The sequence below is a fragment of the Nocardia sp. NPDC050712 genome (assembly GCF_040654295.1).
Lineage (GTDB): Bacteria > Actinomycetota > Actinomycetes > Mycobacteriales > Mycobacteriaceae > Nocardia.
Genome location: NZ_JBFAHT010000001.1, coordinates 1,810,321 through 1,828,466, shown reverse-complemented (window position 1 = coordinate 1,828,466; position 18,146 = coordinate 1,810,321). Strand labels below are relative to the sequence as shown.

Here is an 18,146-nt window from a genome sequence, read left to right as displayed (position 1 = left end):
CTTCGGGCTCAGCTCCCGGCGGGCAGTAGCGGCGCCACCGCCGCGGCGATCTCCTGGGCGTTGTCGCAGGGCGCGAGTTTGCGCGGATGGGTGCCGCGCGGGTCGTCGACGAGGATCGAGAGGGAGCCGGATTTCAGCTCGATGTTGACGGTGCAGCCGCCGGGGACGTCGGGGCGGGCCTCGTAGCGCAGAGCTTTGCGGTTGCCGATGGTGAGATCGGCCGCGGCGGGGAACTTTTCGCGGACCTGGCCGAGAGTCGCCGACGTCGTCTCGATGCCGAAGGTGTAGCGCGCACGCGCGAGATAGACGCAGCCCTTGGCGGTCGCGGTGCCGGCATCGGTCTGCCTGGGCTCCGGTTTCCGTGCGTCCCACTGGTGCTGTGCCAGGAAATCGGAGGTCAACGCGGTGCACGGGTCGAAGGCGGTGGCGGTGTTCGGCGTGCTCGTCGCCACGGACGTCGGTGCGCCCGAGGTCGGCTGCGCGCCGGTGGAGGTGGCGGCGGGGCCGTCACCGTCGCCACCGCCGCACGCGGCGAGCATTGTGACAGCGGCCGCCGCCGCGACGAGGCGACCAGCCGTGGCGGTGTGGACCACGATGCTCATACGCGCAGCTCGCGAATCCGGCGGGCGAAGTCTTCATCGGTCCGCTCATAGGTCGCGCAGATCGTTTTGAACAGCGCCTGGAGTTCACCGGCGACGGTGACATACTCACCGATCGTGTCGTAGGCGTTGTTCGGGCCGCCGAAAGCCTTCTCCCGGAAGAACTTCACCAGTTCGACCGCCGACCAGAGGCGCGCGTTGTCCTCACCGAGGCCCCAATACGGCTTTTCCCCCAGGGTGCGGGCGTCCAGCTGGACGATCGACAGCTCATCGATCAACTGCTGGCAGGCCTTGTCGATATCGAGGAACACCTGCGGTTCCATCCGAACCGCCAACGCCCCCGTCTTCGCGTCCTCGATGTATGCCCCGAACGGGCTCTCTGTGGCCACCGTGCACGCCCCTTCCGCTGGTTCCGCTTGATCATAGAGACGCACGGGCACTCGCACAGGTTCCCTCGGGCGGGAATTCCGGACGAATTCCGGTGCGGCGGAAGGGGCGGGGCGTCAGCGGCCGGCGGCGGCGATGGCGCCGGCCAGGAAGCCTTCGGTGGCAAGGTCGCGGTTGGCGAGCTGGATGCCGTTGACCAGAACGGTCGGGGTGGAGTTCACGCCGGTCGCGAAGACCTCCTGGGTCTTCTGGCGCAGGAAGGTGTCGTAGGTGCGCTCGGTGATGCACTGCGCCACCGAGGGATCGGTGTAGCCGGCCGCGCCGGCGATGTCGATCAGCGTGCTGTCGGGCAGGCCCGCGCCGCCTTCGCGCGGCTGGCGCTGGAACATCGTGGCCAGCCACCGCTGATAGTTGCCGACACCGGTGTTGGCGACGCAGTAGGCGGCATTGCCCGCCCGCGAGGAGTACTGGTCGGCCGAGGCCCGGTCCAGGAAGGTGATGATGCTGTACTCGACCGCCGCCTCACCTTTGGCCACGGCGTCTTCGAGGACCGCGCCGTTGTACTTCTCGAACGCCTGGCAGGCCGGGCACTGCAGATCGGCGACCAGCCGCACGACGACCTTCGCGTCCGGAGCACCGACGCGCACCGCACCGTCCGCGCCCGCGTGCTGCGGCGTCACGCCCAGCGCCTGCCCGGCGACGACGTCGTCGGCCTGCCCGGTCTTGCTGAACACCAGCACCGCGCCGACCACCGCGATCACCGCGACCAGCACCGCGGCCACCAGCAGCTGGACCCGGATCTTGCGGTCGTTCCGCTGCGGTCGACCAAAGGCACCCGGGTTGGGATTCACCGTCACGCTCCATCACTTTCCCTAGCCGAAGAACTCGCCAGCCACCCTAATCGCCGCCGCCGGATGCCCTGGTGACCGGCCTTCAGTCGGCGAGATCGATGCGCACGGTGAGCAAGTCGGTGCCGAGCGCGCGCACCATGGCGCTGTTCATCCGCGGCAATGTCTTCAGCCGCGCCAGGGCATCGTCGTCGGGCAGCGGATGGGCGACGCCGCTGTGCCAGGCCCCGTCGACCCGGACACGCACCGCGGGGTCGGCCGCGATATTGCGCACATAGTCGGAGTGCGCGCCGTGATTGGACACCATCCAGAAGTGCCCGCCCTCGATGCGGCCGCCGACCGGGGTCTGCCGCGGCTGACCGGTTTTCCGGCCGCGAGTCTCCAGCAGGATCTGGTCCGGCATCCGGGTGGTGATCGGATTCGCCAGCCGCCGGTGGAAGAAATGGTCGAAGCGCAGTCGCCAGGATTTCGGTGCAGTAGCCATCTTTCGAGTGTTGTCGAGACTGTTAGTCTCGTCAAGCTATTCTGGTGCCATGCCGACGACTCGCCGAACCCACACCGGTTCCCGCCGCAACGAGGCGGCGCGCGCCGCGATCCTCGGCGCCGCCACCGAACTGCTCGCCGAGCACGGCGCCGCGGGCGTCACCATCGATCGCCTCGCCGCACACGCCGGCGTCGGCCGCCAGACCATCTATCGCTGGTGGTCCACCAAGGACGCGGTCCTGCTGGACGCGCTGATCCACAACGCGCGGCAGGCGGTCGCGATGCCGGACACCGGGACCCTGCGCGCGGACCTGACCGCCTTCCTGAGCGAGACCTTCGAAGCGGCGGGCGCCGAATCGAACCGCCGGGCGCTCATCGCCGTCGCCCTTGCCGCCCAGCAGGATTCGGGCCTGGCCGAGTCGCTGGCGGGCTTTCTGGCGCAACGCCGCGCCGCCCTGGGCGAGCTGCTCGAACGCAGCCGGACCCGCGGCGAGATCGGGTCCGGGGTCCCCCTCGATCTCGTCGTGGAGCAGGCCTTCGGCGTGCTGTGGTACCGACTCCTGTTCCGGCCCAGCGGGTTAGAGCCCGGAGCCGCCGCGGAACTCGCGGCCGCACTGGAAACCCAGCTGCGGCGTGGGTCAGACCAGACGACTGGCCGGCGGCAATAGCATTGCCCGGCACTGCTTTCCGCTTCTCTCACATGGCGAACGCCGGTGCGGTCACGGCACTGCGAGCGGGTGGTCGATAGGCCTGCCAAGCAGCCGCCAGGCGAGCGACGGCCTCGGACAACACCTCTGGTGGATGACGGAAATGCAGGCGGATGCGGTCGGTACCGGCACCGGTGATGTCCAGGCCGCTCCCCGCGAGAATGGCGATGTCGTGGCGCAGAGCGGTTTGGGCGAAGGAACCGCCGTCGCCGTGCGGGAGGCGGATCCACAGTGACTGACCACCGCGGACCGGCGCGACGTCCCAGTCCGGGAGCTGCGCGGCCAGCTCCGCGATCAGCTTGTCGTGCCCGGCTTTCCGCTCGGCCGCGTGCACCCGGACCAGCGTGTCGAGCTCGGCGACCAGATGGGTGGCGGCCATCTGGGCGGGCAGGTTCCCGCCGAGATCGCCGACCGCGCGCAGCCGGGCCAGCCGCGCGATCAGGGCCGGGTCGGCGCGGATCCAGCCGACGCGCAGTCCGCCCCACAGGTTCTTGCTGAGCGAGCTGACGGTGAGCACGGAGTCGACGTCGGCGGCGGTCGGCGGCGGCGTGGGTTCGCCCGGAAAGGCGAGATCGGCCAGTACCTCGTCGACGAGGAGCGGCACCCCCGCGGCCTCGGCCGCCTCCGCGACGCGCCGCCGGACCAGCCTGGAAAGTACCGCGCCGGTGGGGTTCTGGAAGGTCGGGGTGAGGTAGGCGAGCCGCACGGGGTGCCGGCGCACGGCGGCCTCGAAGCCGGTCAGTCCGAGCGGCAGCGGGTGCAGGACCGCGGACGCCTCCTGGAACGCTTCCAAGGCGCCGGGGTAGGTGGGGCTTTCGAGCAGGACGCGGTCGCCCGGGCGCAGCTGCGCGCGGGCGAGCAGGGTCAGCGCCTGCTGGCCGCCGTTGGTGACGAGGATCTGCTCGGGCCGGGTCGGCGCGCCGAGGCGGGTGTAGCGCTCGGCGAGCGCGACCCGCAGCGGCGGATAACCGGCCGGGTGGTAACCGATTTCGGCGGTCATCGCCGCCAGCTCGGGCACGATCCGGGCGTAGGCCCGCGCGATCTCCGGCGGCGGGGCATCCGGTGCGGCACAGGCCAGGGAGATCACCTCGGGCCACGGCTCCAGCAGATGCAGGAACATGGGTGCGCCGGTGGTGTGCGGATGCGCCGCCGCGGCGGCACCGGCGACCCGCGTGCCGCTCCCCCGGCGGCGCACGATCCGGCCCTCGGTCTCGAGCAGGTCGTAGGCGGCGACCACGGTGCTGCGCCCGACCGCGAGGTGCGTCGCGAACTGCCGGTCGGGCGGCAGCGGCGTACCCGGCGGCAGTTCGCCGTCGTCGATCAGCTGCCGTAACCGGCCCGCCAGCAGTACATACAGCGGCCCACGACCCGAGGACCAGCGGCCGAGCCGCTCCGGCACATCAATTGGCTCCATATCCAAACCAATTCTGCCGGATTGGCTCTGTGCCCGTCACCCGGACCGCCAGAAGATTGCTCCATGAGCGAAAACACCAGGGCCACTTCCATTGCCGACGCGATCGCCGGCCTCCCGGGCCCCTTCCAGCAGCACGAACTGGCGCTGGTCAACGACACCGTGCTGCGCGTCGCCCGCTTGGCGGGCGCGTTTCCGTGGCACCACCACGACGAGGACGAACTTTTCCTCTGCTGGGACGGCACTTTTCGCCTGGAGCTGGAGAATCGGCCTCCGGTCGTGCTCGCCGCGGGCGACGTCTTCGTTGTCCCGAAGGGCCTGCGGCACCGCCCGGTGGCCGAGGCTCCGGCCCACGTGCTGCTCGTCGAACGTCCGGAAACCGAACAGTATGGAAACCCCCGGCACGCCGACTGACCGGAGTGAATACCCGGTCATCGGCAACCTAAGCGCTATCTTGATTCTCCAATCGCCCGGAGCACACCCCGACACAGGTGTAGCGGCTCGAATTCGGCCCCTCCGCCGCGATACACCCGACCAGCCCGCTGGGCGAGGGTCGCAGCGCGCAGGGATCGGAGGGTTCAGGTGTCGGTGTCGGTGTTACCTCCCGTACCGCGGGAACGTCACGGTGACGGCAGTGCCGCGCCCCGGCCGGAGCCGAGGGTGCAGCGCGATCGGGCGGTCGACCGGCCCGGAACACTGCGGCGCGCAGCGCTTCCGACCGGGATCGCGCTGACGGCGGCGGCGTTCGCGGCCGGCGCGTGGCAGCGCCGCTGGATCTCCGACGACGGACTGATCGTGCTGCGCACCGTACGAAACCTGCTGGCGGGCAACGGTCCGGTGTTCAACCTGGACGAGCGGGTCGAAGCCAACACCAGTGCCGCCTGGACCTATCTCGTGTGGTTCTTCGGCTGGCTGACCCAGGCCCGGCTCGAATATGTCGCCCTCGGACTGGCTCTCGGCCTGTCGGTGGCCGCGGTGGTCGCCGCGATGCTGGGCGCGGCGCGGCTGTGGGGCGGTGCGCAAGCGGCACTGCTGGTCCCGGCCGGCGCGGTCGTCTATGTCGCGCTGCCGCCGGCGGCCGACTACGCCACCTCGGGGCTGGAGAGCGGGCTGGTCCTGTTCTGGCTGGCCCTGCTGTGGTGGGCGCTGCTGCGGTGGGCGCAAGCCGCGACGGTACGCGCGGGCGGCGTTGCCGCGCTGAGCTTCTGGGCCGGGCTGGCGCCGCTGGTCCGGCCCGAGCTCACGGTGATCGGCGCGGCGGCGCTGCTGGTGCTGGTGTGCGCGCCGGTCGCGCACCCCCGGCCGTGGGTCTTCCGCCTGCTGCTGATCGCGGCCGCGGGATCGGTGCCGCTGGCATATCAGGTCTGGCGGATGGGGTACTACGGTCTGCCCTACCCGAATACCGCGGTCGCCAAGGACGCGGGCGGCGCGAAGTGGGCGCAGGGCTGGACCTATCTCTGGGATCTGACCGGGCCCTACTGGTTGTGGCTGCCGTTGCTGTTGCTGGCCGGCGCGGCGGGCGGGCTGCTCCGGCAGCGGCGCACGGCGGCGCCCGCCGCGAACCGGCCCGCGCGCACCGGCGCGGGCCGCCTGCGCTCCCCGGCCGTGGTCGTGGCCGTCATGGTGGGCGGCGGCCTCGTCCTCACCGTGTACGAATTGCGCGTCGGCGGTGACTTCATGCACGGCCGGATGCTGCTGCCGCAGCTGTTCTGCCTCCTGCTGCCCGTCATGGTGCTGCCGATCGCCCCCGGAACACGCCTGTTCCCGGGGCTTCTCGTCCTCGCGGCCCTGCTCGGCGTCACCGGCTGGGCGCTGGCGGCCGCCCGGATCACGGCCGTCACCGACGGCTTCGTGATCCGCGCCAACGGGATCGTCGACGAGCGCATCTACTACGTGCTGGGCACCGGGCACGATCACCCGATCCGGGCCGAGGACTACCTGGACTACCCCCGGATGCGCCCGATGCTGCGGAACATCGCGGAGACACCGAACGGCGGCTTGCTGATCAACCTGCCGGACCAGACCTACTGGTATGTCGTGCCGCCGCCGCAACCCATTCCCGACGGCGGCGCGGGGCACACGGTGTACTTCCTGAATCTCGGCATGACGAGCATGAATCTGCCGCTCTCCGTGCGCGTTACCGACCCGATGGGCCTGGCCTACCCGCTGGCGGCGCACACCGACCGGCTCACCGGCGGACGCGTCGGGCACGACAAGAGCCTGGACGCCGCCTGGGCCGTGGTCGACGCCGGCGTGGTCGACCAGCACCCGTGGCTGCCCGCGCACATCGATCCGGTCTGGGTGCGGCGCGCGCGAACGGCCATGTCCTGCCCCACCACCCAGGATCTGCTGGCGTCCACCCGCGCACCGCTGACCGCAACCCGCTTCCGATCCAACGTCCTGCAGTCGCTGACCTTCGCCGCCACCGAGATCGACCGCGTCCCCGCCTACGAGATCGCCCGCTGCGACCTCCCGCCCGAATCGATCCGATAACCGCAGAGTTCTGTCCGCCGAGACACGAGGATTCCGACCGCCCATGACGACAACGGCACGCGACAACCACCTCACTCCCCTCGCGGCCGGACCGGAGCTACGACAGGACATTTCGACCACCACGCTCGCGACCGCGCTGCTGGCCGCGGTGGCGGTGCTGGTGTGGCACGTCTACGCCATACCGATCGGGACCCCCTATTACGGCCTGTTCAACAACGACGTCGACCAGTACGTCTACACCGCGGGTGGCGAGGCGGTCCGCTACGGCGTCAGCCTGTACGACACCCCGGTCTTCTTCGACATGGAGTTCACCTACACGCCGTTCGCCGCCCTGCTGTTCGTCGTCTTCACCCTGGCCGTGCCGGTCGTGGCCAAGGCGCTGTGGTGGGCGGCGATCCTGGCCGCGCTCACCGCGCTCGTCGCCGTCTGCCTGCGGGCGCTGCGCTACCGGAACAGCAGGCGCACTTGGCTGTTCGCGCTCGCGCTCGCGGTGCTGTGCACGGCGTTCGAGCCGGTGCGGTCCACGATCTGGCTCGGGCAGATCAACATCTTCCTGGTTCTGCTCGGCGTCTGGGACCTGACCCGCCCGCGCACCGCCGCACTGCGCGGCGCGGGCGTCGGTATCGCGGCCGGCATCAAGCTCACGCCCGCGTTCTTCCTGATCTACCTGGCCTGCACCCGGCAGTGGCGGGCCCTGGGCGTCGCGTCCGCCGCCTTCGCGGCCACGATCGGCCTCGGTTTCCTGATCCGGCCCACCGACTCCACCACCTACTGGAGTCGCCAGTTCGACGCGGCCGGGCGCGTCGGCCCGGTCGATTCGCCCGCCAACCAATCCGTCAACGGATTCCTGGCGCAACTGCTGCGGTTCTACGACGTGGATCGCTTCGCCGTGCGCGGCGCCGGCGGCACCGTGTACGTGCCGCCGACCTGGCTGTGGCTGGCCGTGGCGATTCCGCTGGTCCTGGTGGGTCTCGCGGCGGCCGTGCGCGCGTATCGGGCCGACCGGATCCTGCTCTCGATCACCCTGGCGGGCATGACCTCGGCGTGCGCGTCCCCGTTCTCCTGGGGCCATCACTGGATCTGGTTCGTGCCGCTGTTCGTGCTCGCCCTGGACTACGCGCTGACCACCCGCGCCCGCCTGCGCTGGTGGGCGCCGGCCGCCGTCCTGCTCGTCAGCTTCTGCTGGTGGTGGAACTACCCGGACCGGCCGCCCCTGCGGGACGCGCCGCACCCGATCGGCGTCGGCCTGTTCATGCTGCCGCGCGATGACATCCCGGCCTGGTGGGCGCAGCTGGCCGTACCGTTCTACTCCGGCTGCTATCTGCTGGTCTTCCTGGCAGCGGCCGGCTACGCGCTGCGCCGCGAGTTTCGCGCGGAGGGCGGCGGGTGCCGGGAGAACCCGTGAGTCCCCCGGCGCCCAGACGGTCATGGTGGTGACAACCGGGTATATATGGGCAGGTATCCCGCCAATTGGACCACGGGACACTTCGCGCCCCGACGGGATTCGAACCCGCACCTCCTGCGTGGCGATAACCGATCGTCTCCGGCCCGTCCCGCAGCACTCTAGGCCCGGAACCCCGGGCTGAGCCAGCGATTTAGCCGTCGAAGGCGTCGAGCAGCTGTTCGGCGGCCAGGGCGGCGGTGAGCGTGCCCGCGCGGACCTGCTTTTCCACCTGTGCCCGAATGGCTTTCACGTTCGGGTTGTCGGCCAGGCGGCGCAGCAGCTGGTCGTGCACCATGGTCCAGGTCCAGTCGATCTGCTGGCGGCGGCGCTTCTCGTCGAACTCGCCCGCGTCGGTGAGGACCCGGCGATGCTCCAGCACGGTGTCCCAGAACTTGTCCAGGCCAACGCCTTCCAGCCCGCTCATGGTGAGAACCGGCGGGCGCCACAGGGCGTCGTGCGGGTGGATCAGGCGCAGCGCGCCCGCCAGCTCGCGGGCCGCGGACTTCGCCTCCAGCTCGTGTTTGCCGTCCGCCTTGTTGACGGCCACCAGATCGGCGAGTTCCAGCACGCCTTTCTTGATGCCCTGCAACTGATCTCCGGTGCGCGCCAGGGTCAGGAAGGTGAACACGTCGACCATGTTCGCCACCGTCACCTCGGACTGGCCGACGCCGACCGTCTCCACCAGGATCACGTCGTAGCCGGCCGCCTCCAGCAGCACGATGGTCTCGCGGGTCGCCTTGGCGACGCCGCCGAGCGTGCCCGCGGTCGGCGACGGCCGGATGTAGGCCCGGCGCTCCACCGAGAGCCGGGCCATCCGGGTCTTGTCACCGAGGATCGACCCGCCGGTACGGGTGGAGGACGGGTCGACCGCGAGCACGGCCACCCGATGCCCCTGTTCGATCAGGCGCATGCCGAGGGCGTCGATGAACGTCGACTTGCCGACGCCGGGAACACCGGTGATGCCCACCCGATTCGACACCACGGCGGTGCCGGAATTCGACGCTTCCGGCGTCAGCTTCAGCAACAACTGCTGAGCCAGTTCCCGGTGATCGGACCGGGTCGACTCGACCAGGGTGATGGCACGCGCCAAGGCGGCCCGCTCGTTCGCGCGGACCGCCTGGGCCAGTGCGTCTACATCGATGACGCGTTGGTTCATTACGCGCCGTCGCCGCCGATCTCGTGCCCCAGCGAGGAGGCCAGCTTCTTCAGCAGGTCGATCGCCGCGTCGGCGATCACCGTGCCGGGCGGGAAGATCGCCGCGGCACCCGCCTCGTACAGCTCGGCGAAATCGTCGGGCGGAATCACGCCGCCGACGATGACCATGATGTCGGGCCGCCCGGCCTCGGCCAGCGCCTGCCGCAGGGCGGGCACCAGCGTGAGGTGACCGGCGGCGAGCGAGGAGACGCCGACGATGTGCACGTCGTTGTCCGCCGCCTGCTGAGCCACCTCCTCGGGGGTCTGGAACAGCGGGCCCACATCGACGTCCATGCCGAGGTCGGCGAAGGCGGTGGCGATCACCTTCTGGCCGCGGTCGTGCCCGTCCTGGCCCATCTTGGCGACCAGGATGCGCGGGCGGCGGCCCTCGTTCTCGGCGAACTCCTCGACCAGCTCGATCGCCTTGGTGATGTTGGTGACCTTTCCGGCCTCGTCGCGGTACACACCGGAGAGCGTACGGATTTCGGCCTGATGGCGGCCGTACACCTTCTCCAGCGCGTCGGAGATCTCGCCCACGGTGGCCTTGGCGCGCGCGGCGTCGATGGCCAGGGCGAGCAGGTTGTTCTCCATGCCGCCCTCGGAAGCGGCGGCGGCCCGGGTCAATTCGTTCAACGCCCGCTCGCAGGCCGCGGAATCACGCTCGGCGCGCAGCCTTTGCAGCTTCTCGATCTGCTCGGCCCGCACCCGCGAGTTCTCGACCTTGAGGACCTCGACCTGCTGGTCCTCCTCCACCTGGTACTTGTTGACGCCGATCACCGGCTGCTGGCCGGTGTCGATGCGCGCCTGGGTCCGGGCGGCGGCCTCCTCGATGCGCAGCTTCGGGATGCCCTCGCCGATCGCCTGGGCCATGCCGCCGTGCGCCTCGACCTCGGCGATGTGCGCGCGGGCCCGGTTGGCCAGCTGGTGGGTCAGCCACTCCACGTAGTACGAACCGGCCCACGGGTCGATCGGGCGCGTGGTGTTGGACTCCTGCTGGATCAGCAGCTGGGTGTTGCGGGCGATGCGCGCGGAGAAGTCCGTGGGCAGCGCCAGCGCCTCGTCCAGGGCGTTGGTGTGCAGCGACTGGGTGTGGCCCTGGGTCGCGGCCATCGCCTCGATGCAGGTGCGCGCCACATTGTTGTAGGCGTCCTGCGCGGTCAGCGACCAGCCCGAGGTCTGCGAATGGGTGCGCAGCGACAGCGATTTCGCGCTCTTGGGCTCGAACTTGGCGACCAGCTCGCTCCAGAGCAGCCGTCCCGCACGGAGTTTGGCGACCTCCATGAAGAAGTTCATGCCGATCGCCCAGAAGAAGGACAGGCGCGGCGCGAACTTGTCGACCTCCATGCCCGCGGCGATGCCGGCCCGCAGGTACTCGACGCCGTCGGCCAGGGTGTAGGCCAGCTCCAGGTCGGCGGTCGCACCGGCCTCCTGGATGTGGTAACCCGAGATCGAGATCGAGTTGAACTTCGGCATCTTCGCGCTGGTGTAGGCGAAGATGTCGGAGATGATCCGCATCGAGGGCTTCGGCGGATAGATGTAGGTGTTGCGGACCATGAACTCCTTCAGAATGTCGTTCTGAATGGTTCCGGCCAGCAGCTCGGGCCCGACGCCCTGCTCCTCGGCGGCCACGACGTAGAGGGCGAGGATCGGCAGCACCGCGCCGTTCATCGTCATCGACACCGAAACCTGGTCCAGCGGAATGTGATCGAAGAGCTGGCGCATGTCCAGGATGGAGTCGATCGCGACACCGGCCATGCCGACGTCACCCTGCACGCGCGGGTGATCGGAGTCGTAGCCGCGGTGCGTGGCCAGGTCGAACGCGACCGAGAGGCCCTTCTGCCCGGCCTGCAGGTTGCGGCGGTAGAAGGCGTTGGAGTCGGCGGCGGTGGAGAAGCCCGCGTACTGGCGGATGGTCCACGGCTGGTTGACATACATCGTCGGGTACGGCCCGCGCAGGAACGGCGCGAGGCCGGGGACGCTGTCGAGCGGATAGCCCTCGGCCGCAACGGCATCCCGGTCCGCCTTGGTGAACACCGGCGGCACGTCGATGCCCTCGGGGGTCGGCCAGGTCAGCTGATCCGGGGTGTAGTGATTGGCCTCGGCGGCGCCCGCGACGTATTCCCGCACCTGCTCGGCGTCGACCGCGGCGGCTTCGGGCGCGTGCTCGTGCAGGGGTACGTCGGCGAAATTACCGATCACATGCTTGATTTCCGACATCGTCATCAGGCTCCCACCTTCTCCAGCAGGCCGGACAGGGCCGCGACCGCATCGATCTTCGCGGCCAGGTACCCGTCGGGGCGCTCGGCGTCGTCCAGTCCGGCAACGGCTTTCGCCGCACCGGCCAGCAGCACCGTGGCCACCCCGGCGGCCCGCAACTGCGCGACCGCCGCACCGGCCTCGGTGCCGTAGCGCTTGTCGGCGCCGCACAGCACCGCGATCGCCGCACCGGATTCCGTTGCGGCCGCGGCGATGTCCTCGACCGCGAGCGGACCCGGGTTGATCGATTCGATGCCGCCGGAGGCGAGCAGGTTCGCGATGAAGGTGACCCGCACATTGTGCTCGGCGACCGTGCCCAGCGGCACCAGCAGCGCCTTCGGGCGATCACCGTGCGCGGCGAGATAGGCATCGGAGCGGTTGCGCAGCTCCTCGAACGCGGCACCGTAGCGCGCCACTCGACTCGGCTCCCGTGCCGCCTCCGAGAGCGGCTTCTCGGCCAGATTCGGGAATTCGTTGACGCCGGTGACCGCCGACTTGCGGTGCGCCACATCGGCATCGCGCGCGGCCTTGGTCGCGGCGATGCGCTCGGCGAGCAGCCCGGATTCCAGCGCGGCCGGATAGCCGCCCGCGCGCTCCAGCTCCTGCATGAACTCCCAGGCCTTCGCCGCCAGCTCCGCGGTGAAGCTCTCCACGTGCCAGGAGCCCGCGCCCGGGTCCTGCACGAAACCGAGATGGGATTCCTCGAGCAGCAGCAGCTGGGTGTTGCGAGCCATGCGGTCCGAGAACGACTTCGAGACGCCGAGCTCGCCCTTGGGCAACGCGGCGTCGAAGGGCAGCACGGTCACGGTGTCGGCGCCGCCGACGCCCGCGCCGAACGCGGCCAGGGTGGTGCGCAGCAGGTTCACCCACGGGTCGCGCTGGCTCATCATGGCGGCCGAGGTCACCGCGTGCTGCGGGGCGCCACCGAAGTCGGGCAGGCCGCACACCTCGGCGACGCGCGCCCAGAGTTGGCGGGCGGCGCGGAATTTCGCGATGGTGGCGAACTGGTCGTCGGTCGCGGCGAAGCGGAACTCCAGCTGGCCCAGCGCGGCGGCGGTGTCGTACCCGGCGGCGGTGAGCCGACGCAGATACTCCAGACCGGCGGCGACGGCCGCGCCCACCTCCTGGGCCTCGGCGGCGCCGGCGTCATGGAAAGCGGTGCCGTCCACGGTGATCGCCCGCACGGTCTCCGGCCGGGCGATGGCCTGACCGGCCAGCTCGACCGCCACGGCCGGGGTGACATCCTCGGTCCCGGCGAAGGCACTGGTCAGCGGCGCGGCACCGAGCCCGACCTGGATCGCGGCCCGATCGGGGCTCTCGTAGCCGTCCAGGATCGCGAAAACCTGTGCGGCCGCCTCGGTGACCGCGGGGCCGGCGTCCAGCGTCAGCGGCGCGAGCTCGAAGAGCAAGCCGGACAGGGCCGCCGGGAGCTCGGCCACCGGCACACCGCGCTCGCCCGCGCCGAGCCAGACGGCGCTGAGGCCGTTCTCCAGGCCCACCAGGATCTCCCGGTTGGCCACCGCGGCCGCGCCGGCGACATACGCGCTGACATACCAGCCGCGGTGCACGTCGCGGGTGGCGGAGCTGCCACGCACGAACGGGAACGCGCCCGGCAACGGCTGCTCGGGCAGTTCGTCCCGGCTGGTGTACAGCGGGGCGATCGTCAGCCCGTCGTAGGTGGTCTCGTCCAGCAGGCGCTCGGGCTCGTCCGGCAAATCGGCGACCTCGACCCTGCGGGCCTTCGCCAGTACCCCCGCCACACCCTTACGCCACGCGGCTAAATCCGGCACCGGATCTGCATTCGGCATAGCTGCCATACCCTCTTCCACTCGACCACGAGCGCACCAGCAGTGCGCACCCGATACCGCCACATTCGCCCAGCTCAGCGAGCACTTTGGTTAACGAGCATTCGTCCCGTCACTCCTGATGCTAGCTGGAGCGCGCACCGCTCTTGACCGAGGCCGCCACTACCAACCGGTAACCTGGCGCCGGTGAGCGAGGCGATCGAGGGAGCGGGCGGGGTCGGCGCACCCGCGCGCGTCAGCACCGTGAGCGCGCTGGGAACCGCGGCGATTCGGCTCCTGCGCCGCCCCCGGGTGCTGGCGCTGCTCGGCCTGCTGGGCGCGTTGTTCGTGGCCGCCCTGCTGATTCCGCTGCCCACCCCGCTGGAGATCCAGGAGTGGGCGGGCTCGTTCGGAGCGTGGTTCCCCTTGCTGTTCTGTGCCGTCTACGCCGTCGCGACGGTCGCGCCCCTGCCGCGCTCGGTGTTCACCATCAGCTGCGGCGTGCTCTTCGGCGCCGGGCTCGGGCTCGCGGTCGCGCTGATCGCGACGACCGCCGCCGCGGCGATGGCGCTGCTGCTGGTCCGGGCACTGGATCGCGATCAGGTCGCCGCCCGGCTCACCCATCCCGCGGTGCGCAACGTCAACGCGCGCCTGGCCCGCCGCGGCTGGCTCGCCGTCGGCTCGCTGCGGATGATCGCCTTCGCGCCGTTCTCGATCGTCAACTACTGCTGCGGCCTGTCCGCGATTCGCTTCTGGCCCTACCTGATCGCCTCGGTCCTCGGGTCGGCGCCGGGCACCATCGGCACCGTCATCCTGGCCGACTCCCTCACCGGCGGCACCCATCCCGCGATGTACGTCATCACCGCGACCTGCTTCGCGATCGGCATCATCGGGCTGATCGTGGACGCGCGCTGGCAGCCCGCCCCGCTCCCGGAGCGCGCGGCCGAGATCGCCTGATCCTCAGTCCACCGCCAGCTCGATCGGGATGGCGAAGACGTCGACCATCGCGCCGTTGCGCAGCACGGTGACCGGCATGGACTTGCCGATGGCATCGCCGAAGAGCTGGCGCTGAATACCCTGGGCGTCGCGCACCTGCGAGCGGGCGACGCTCAGCACCAGGTCGCCGCGGCGCAGGCCCGCCTGCTCGGCCGGGCCGCCGCGCACGACCTCCATGATCCGCACGCCGCCGCGCTGGCCGGTGCGGGTGGCCAGGGCGGCCGGCAGCGGGGCCGGGATGCCGACCAGGCCGAGATAGGCCCGGCGGACCCGGCCGTCGCTGTGCAGGGTGCCGATGATGCGGCGGGTGGTGGCGTTGATCGGGATGGCCAGGCCGACGCCGATGCCCGCGACGGCGGTATTGATGCCCACCACCTGACCGGCCGAATTGGCCAGCGCACCACCGGAATTGCCGGGATTGAGGGCGGCGTCGGTCTGGATGACGTCCTCGATAACCCGGCCCGCGCGCCGGGACGCCACCGGCACCGCGCGGCCCAGCGCGCTCACCACGCCCGCGGTGACCGAGCCCGCCAACCCCAGCGGATTGCCCACCGCGACAACCAATTGCCCGACCACGAGCTTGTCCGCGTCGCCGAGCCGCACCGCCGCCGGCGCGCCGCCGCGAGCCCGCAGCACCGCCAGATCCGAGAGCGGGTCGATGCCGACCACGTCGAACCGGTCTTCGACGCCGTCGGCGAACACCACCTCGCCGCCCGGGGCCGCGCCGACCACGTGCGCGTTGGTCAGCAGGAAGCCGTCATCGGTGAACACCACCGCCGATCCGCTCCCGCGCCGGGTGCGCACGCTGGCCACGTGGGGTGTCACCGATTCGGCGACCTGGATCACCGTGCGCGAATACGCGTCCATCGCAGCGTCGTCCACTTCGACCACCCATCCTGCCCACGCGTTCGCGCCCCTTCCAGCATGCCTGCGAACGCAAGCTTGCGCAGCGTGTTCGTCAGAGCCGCAAGCGAATTCGTGATCATGAACGGATTTCGGGGACTATCCAGCCACTGTCTGGGACGGTATCGTGAAGTTACCCAGTACTACGGGTACCGATACAACGAGGTGTCTCATGAGCAACCCGGGCATGCGCAGCAAGGACCGCGTCACCTATCCGAAAGCCAGGCGCATCCGCTTCAGCTTCGGTGAACCACAACCGATGTCGAAGTACTACGCGGGCGGCGACATGGTGTTCAGCCATTTCATCGCCGGCCTCTCCGCCGCGTTCCCGCCCGGCGAGGAATCCTTCATCCGCTCGGTGGTGCGGGTCGCCGGGCAGGTCGGCGACCCGCAACTCAAGCGCCGCGCCACCGGGTTCACCGCCCAGGAAGCCACGCACGGCCGCGAGCACCGCAAACTCAACGCGAAACTCCTCGCCCTCGGCTACCCGGTCGGCTGGATCGACTCCCCCGCCGTGCAGGACCGGGCCAAACAGCTCGAACAGCTGATGCCCGCGCACCTGCACCTGGCCGCCACCGCCGCGGCCGAGCACTACACCACCGTCCTCGCGGTGCGGGTGCTGACCAAACCGGAGATCCAGGCCATCGCCGTCGACCCCGAGGTACGCAACCTGCTGAACTGGCACGCGCTGGAAGAGGTCGAGCACAAGTCGGTGGCCTTCGACGTCTACCGCGCGGTCGGCGGCGGCGAGACCATGCGCATCCTCACCATGGCCGGGCTGCTCGCGCTCACCGTCCCACTCACCGCGGGCGGTCTGGCCGCCGCCCTCGCGCTGGACGAGTACGCCCGCCGCCATCCCCTGCTGGTGGCCCGCCAGGCGCGAACCCTGTTCACCGGCCCCATCTTCCAGGGCATCGGCCGCGAGCTGGCCCGCTATCTGCGGCCCGGCTTCCACCCCGACGACCACGACACCACCGAGCTGCTGGCGCGGTGGCAGCGCGAACTGTTCGGCGACGACGGCCAGCTCGTCGACCATCTCCGATAGGAATCGGCGTGAAACTCAACAGCATTCGACCGCGCCTGGTGGTCGTCACGGGCGCGGGCAGCGGAATCGGCCGGGCCACCGCGCTGCGGTTCGCCCGGGCCGGGGCGTACGTGGTGGCCTCCGACGTCGATCTGACCGCCGCCAAAGCCACCGTGGACCTGATCGAGGCCGGCCGCGCGTCGGCCGCGCGGCTGGACGTCACCGACGCCGAGGCCTGGGTCGCTTTCGCCACCGAAGTCCGTGTCGCGCACGGTGTTCCGGACGTCCTGGTGAACAACGCGGGTATCGCCGTGTCGGGCGCGTTCGTGGACCTGACCCCCGCCGACTGGGACAAGCAGCTGGCCGTCAACCTTTTCGGCGTCGTGCACGGCTGCCGGACCTTCGGCCGGCAGATGATCGACGCCGGAAAGCGCGGCCACATCGTCAATATCGCGTCCGCGGCCGCCTTCACGCCGACGCCGGTGATGTCGGCCTACTCGGTGTCCAAGGCCGGGGTGAAGATGCTCACCGAGTGCCTGCGGCTGGAGTTCGGCCCGAAGGGCATCGGGGTGAGCGCGATCTGCCCCGGGGTGATCAACACCAATATCGGCGAGCACGCCGAACTGGTCGGCGTCGATCCGGAACTGGTTGCCCGCGGTAAAGAATTCACGCGCCGCCTCCAGGCGGTCGCGGCGCGCCTGCCCTTCGACCCGCTCGCCCCCGACCAGGTGGCCCGGGCGGTACAGCGGGCGGTGCGCTACGACTTGGCCGTCGTGCCGGTGCGACCCGAAGCCTGGCTGGGCTACGCCCTGCTCCGCATCGCGCCGGGCGTCAATCGCCGGATGACGCAACCCTTCTCGATCGACCTGCTGCAACGCTGGGCCGCCCGGGCGCCCCGGCCGAGTGCGGGCCCGGGCTGACCGAATGCCCACCATGCGGGCGGCGCGGGAAAGCCGGCGACGATCCGGCGCCCCCGCATGGTGCGGTCAAATCAAAATAGGTACTGCTGGTCACCGGCGATGAAGAATCCGTGACCGCCCTGATCGCAGCGCACGCCCGCCGCCGAGGAGGTGCAGGCCGTGCCCCGCACGATGATGGTGTCGCCGTAGCTCAGCACCTTGCCGCCACCCTCGTTGAATCCCGGCGCGGTGGTCTCCGGGAAGCCGACGAACACGCCTTGGCTCAGGCAGATGAATTCGGCCGCCGCGCCCTTGATGTAGGCGGCCACCTTGCGGGCGGGGCTATTGTCACAGCGGGGCTGCAACTCCGCGGGAATGACCTTCGCGTCCTTCAGCTGGCAGCCGGTGCCGTAGGTGTTGTTGTTGGTGAACCCGCACTTGATGTTTCCGCTCGGCGACTGGAAATAGAACTCGTCACCGATCTTGTAGTCGCGCGCGTCCACAGTCGCGTCGTCGCGCGAGGGCAGCGTGGTCGGGGACGCGGGGGCGGTCACCGGCTGTGAGGCGGGCTGCTTACTGGGCTGACCCGAAGACTGTTCCGGCGCACTGGATACCGTGCTCACCGGCGCGGCATTCCCCGCGTCCCCGCCACCACACCCCGTCAACCCCAAGACCGCCGCCAGCGCCGCGACCGTGAAACCCAGTGACCTCATGTCAT

17 protein-coding genes are annotated in these 18,146 nt (G+C 70.4%); 7 read left to right on the top strand and 10 right to left on the bottom strand.

All coding sequences use genetic code 11. The features are described 5' to 3' along the window. Positions 1 to 8: 8 nt before the first annotated feature. The 4 genes from AB0H76_RS08825 to AB0H76_RS08810 form a co-directional block, all read right to left on the bottom strand. Positions 9 to 602, bottom strand: a complete 594-nt coding sequence (locus AB0H76_RS08825) for a DUF3558 domain-containing protein (RefSeq protein WP_357319405.1) — start codon at positions 600 to 602, stop codon at positions 9 to 11. Next, positions 599 to 988, bottom strand: coding sequence for a hypothetical protein (locus AB0H76_RS08820; protein ID WP_357319402.1), 390 nt, complete (start codon positions 986 to 988; stop codon positions 599 to 601). Before AB0H76_RS08820 ends, AB0H76_RS08825 begins: the two co-directional genes overlap by 4 nt. 114 nt (positions 989 to 1,102) lie before the next feature. Continuing rightward, entirely contained in the window at positions 1,103 to 1,837 is a 735-nt protein-coding gene (locus AB0H76_RS08815; protein WP_357319400.1) for a thioredoxin domain-containing protein, read from the bottom strand. 82 nt (positions 1,838 to 1,919) lie between these two features. Continuing rightward, entirely contained in the window at positions 1,920 to 2,318 is a 399-nt protein-coding gene (locus tag AB0H76_RS08810) for a nitroreductase/quinone reductase family protein (RefSeq protein ID WP_357319397.1), read from the bottom strand. Between the two features lie 49 nt (positions 2,319 to 2,367). Between AB0H76_RS08810 and AB0H76_RS08805 the strand changes: the two genes are divergently transcribed. Then, a complete protein-coding gene (locus AB0H76_RS08805) occupies positions 2,368 to 2,985 on the top strand; it encodes a TetR/AcrR family transcriptional regulator (protein ID WP_357319394.1) in 618 nt (205 codons plus the stop codon). A 28-nt stretch (positions 2,986 to 3,013) separates the two neighbouring features. On the opposite strand, the gene AB0H76_RS08800 is transcribed toward AB0H76_RS08805, so the two are convergent. Then, a complete protein-coding gene (locus AB0H76_RS08800) occupies positions 3,014 to 4,438 on the bottom strand; it encodes a PLP-dependent aminotransferase family protein (protein ID WP_357319391.1) in 1,425 nt (474 codons plus the stop codon). Between the two features lie 63 nt (positions 4,439 to 4,501). Between AB0H76_RS08800 and AB0H76_RS08795 the strand changes: the two genes are divergently transcribed. The 3 genes from AB0H76_RS08795 (at position 4,502) to AB0H76_RS08785 (ending at position 8,333) form a co-directional block, all read left to right on the top strand. After that, on the top strand, positions 4,502 to 4,849 hold the full coding sequence (locus AB0H76_RS08795; RefSeq protein WP_357319388.1) for a cupin domain-containing protein: 348 nt from the start codon (positions 4,502 to 4,504) through the stop codon (positions 4,847 to 4,849). Positions 4,850 to 5,095: 246 nt separating this feature from the next. Beyond that, on the top strand, positions 5,096 to 6,928 hold the full coding sequence (gene zomB / locus AB0H76_RS08790) for a flagellar motor control protein ZomB (RefSeq protein ID WP_357319385.1): 1,833 nt from the start codon (positions 5,096 to 5,098) through the stop codon (positions 6,926 to 6,928). A 43-nt stretch (positions 6,929 to 6,971) separates the two neighbouring features. Beyond that, positions 6,972 to 8,333: a glycosyltransferase 87 family protein gene (locus AB0H76_RS08785; RefSeq protein WP_357319382.1), complete on the top strand. Its 1,362-nt coding sequence runs from the start codon at positions 6,972 to 6,974 to the stop codon at positions 8,331 to 8,333. A 190-nt stretch (positions 8,334 to 8,523) separates the two neighbouring features. Here the strand turns inward: AB0H76_RS08785 and meaB are convergent, their stop codons facing one another. Genes meaB through AB0H76_RS08770 form a run of 3 tightly spaced genes read right to left on the bottom strand, consistent with a single transcriptional unit; the run spans position 8,524 to position 13,639 of the window. Beyond that, the gene (gene meaB, locus AB0H76_RS08780; RefSeq protein ID WP_357319379.1) at positions 8,524 to 9,528 is read right to left on the bottom strand and encodes a methylmalonyl Co-A mutase-associated GTPase MeaB; all 1,005 of its coding nucleotides are present in this window, start codon (positions 9,526 to 9,528) and stop codon (positions 8,524 to 8,526) included. Continuing rightward, positions 9,528 to 11,789 (bottom strand): methylmalonyl-CoA mutase, encoded by a 2,262-nt coding sequence (gene scpA / locus AB0H76_RS08775; RefSeq protein ID WP_357319377.1) that lies wholly within the window; start codon positions 11,787 to 11,789, stop codon positions 9,528 to 9,530. The genes meaB and scpA overlap by 1 nt, the downstream gene beginning before the upstream one ends. Next, positions 11,789 to 13,639: a methylmalonyl-CoA mutase family protein gene (locus AB0H76_RS08770; RefSeq protein ID WP_357319374.1), complete on the bottom strand. Its 1,851-nt coding sequence runs from the start codon at positions 13,637 to 13,639 to the stop codon at positions 11,789 to 11,791. The genes scpA and AB0H76_RS08770 overlap by 1 nt, the downstream gene beginning before the upstream one ends. Positions 13,640 to 13,813: 174 nt before the next feature. Between AB0H76_RS08770 and AB0H76_RS08765 the strand changes: the two genes are divergently transcribed. Next, complete coding sequence (locus AB0H76_RS08765) at positions 13,814 to 14,563, top strand: TVP38/TMEM64 family protein (RefSeq protein WP_357319372.1); 750 nt, start codon at positions 13,814 to 13,816, stop codon at positions 14,561 to 14,563. 3 nt (positions 14,564 to 14,566) lie between these two features. Here the strand turns inward: AB0H76_RS08765 and AB0H76_RS08760 are convergent, their stop codons facing one another. Beyond that, on the bottom strand, positions 14,567 to 15,469 hold the full coding sequence (locus AB0H76_RS08760) for a trypsin-like peptidase domain-containing protein (RefSeq protein WP_357320536.1): 903 nt from the start codon (positions 15,467 to 15,469) through the stop codon (positions 14,567 to 14,569). A gap of 208 nt (positions 15,470 to 15,677) precedes the next feature. Between AB0H76_RS08760 and AB0H76_RS08755 the strand changes: the two genes are divergently transcribed. Together AB0H76_RS08755 and AB0H76_RS08750 are read left to right on the top strand one after the other, a co-directional pair. After that, positions 15,678 to 16,550 carry a metal-dependent hydrolase gene (locus AB0H76_RS08755; RefSeq protein ID WP_357319370.1) on the top strand — a complete coding sequence of 291 codons (873 nt, stop codon included), beginning with the start codon at positions 15,678 to 15,680 and terminating at the stop codon, positions 16,548 to 16,550. Between the two features lie 8 nt (positions 16,551 to 16,558). Then, positions 16,559 to 17,449 carry an SDR family NAD(P)-dependent oxidoreductase gene (locus AB0H76_RS08750; protein WP_357319368.1) on the top strand — a complete coding sequence of 297 codons (891 nt, stop codon included), beginning with the start codon at positions 16,559 to 16,561 and terminating at the stop codon, positions 17,447 to 17,449. Positions 17,450 to 17,520: 71 nt separating this feature from the next. Here AB0H76_RS08750 and AB0H76_RS08745 read toward each other — a convergent pair whose 3' ends face one another. Then, positions 17,521 to 18,141 (bottom strand): hypothetical protein, encoded by a 621-nt coding sequence (locus AB0H76_RS08745; protein WP_357319365.1) that lies wholly within the window; start codon positions 18,139 to 18,141, stop codon positions 17,521 to 17,523. Positions 18,142 to 18,146: the final 5 nt, after the last annotated feature.

Coding starts and splice junctions, on each gene's coding strand:
- AB0H76_RS08745 (WP_357319365.1), bottom strand. CDS start 18,141: ATGAGGTCACTGGGTTTCACGGTCGCGGCGCTGGCGGCGGTCTTGGGG.
- AB0H76_RS08755 (WP_357319370.1), top strand. CDS start 15,678: ATGAGCAACCCGGGCATGCGCAGCAAGGACCGCGTCACCTATCCGAAA.
- AB0H76_RS08760 (WP_357320536.1), bottom strand. CDS start 15,469: ATGGACGCGTATTCGCGCACGGTGATCCAGGTCGCCGAATCGGTGACA.
- scpA (WP_357319377.1), bottom strand. CDS start 11,789: ATGACGATGTCGGAAATCAAGCATGTGATCGGTAATTTCGCCGACGTA.
- AB0H76_RS08770 (WP_357319374.1), bottom strand. CDS start 13,639: ATGGCAGCTATGCCGAATGCAGATCCGGTGCCGGATTTAGCCGCGTGG.
- AB0H76_RS08805 (WP_357319394.1), top strand. CDS start 2,368: ATGCCGACGACTCGCCGAACCCACACCGGTTCCCGCCGCAACGAGGCG.
- AB0H76_RS08795 (WP_357319388.1), top strand. CDS start 4,502: ATGAGCGAAAACACCAGGGCCACTTCCATTGCCGACGCGATCGCCGGC.
- AB0H76_RS08825 (WP_357319405.1), bottom strand. CDS start 602: ATGAGCATCGTGGTCCACACCGCCACGGCTGGTCGCCTCGTCGCGGCG.
- meaB (WP_357319379.1), bottom strand. CDS start 9,528: ATGAACCAACGCGTCATCGATGTAGACGCACTGGCCCAGGCGGTCCGC.
- AB0H76_RS08785 (WP_357319382.1), top strand. CDS start 6,972: ATGACGACAACGGCACGCGACAACCACCTCACTCCCCTCGCGGCCGGA.
- AB0H76_RS08800 (WP_357319391.1), bottom strand. CDS start 4,438: ATGGAGCCAATTGATGTGCCGGAGCGGCTCGGCCGCTGGTCCTCGGGT.
- AB0H76_RS08810 (WP_357319397.1), bottom strand. CDS start 2,318: ATGGCTACTGCACCGAAATCCTGGCGACTGCGCTTCGACCATTTCTTC.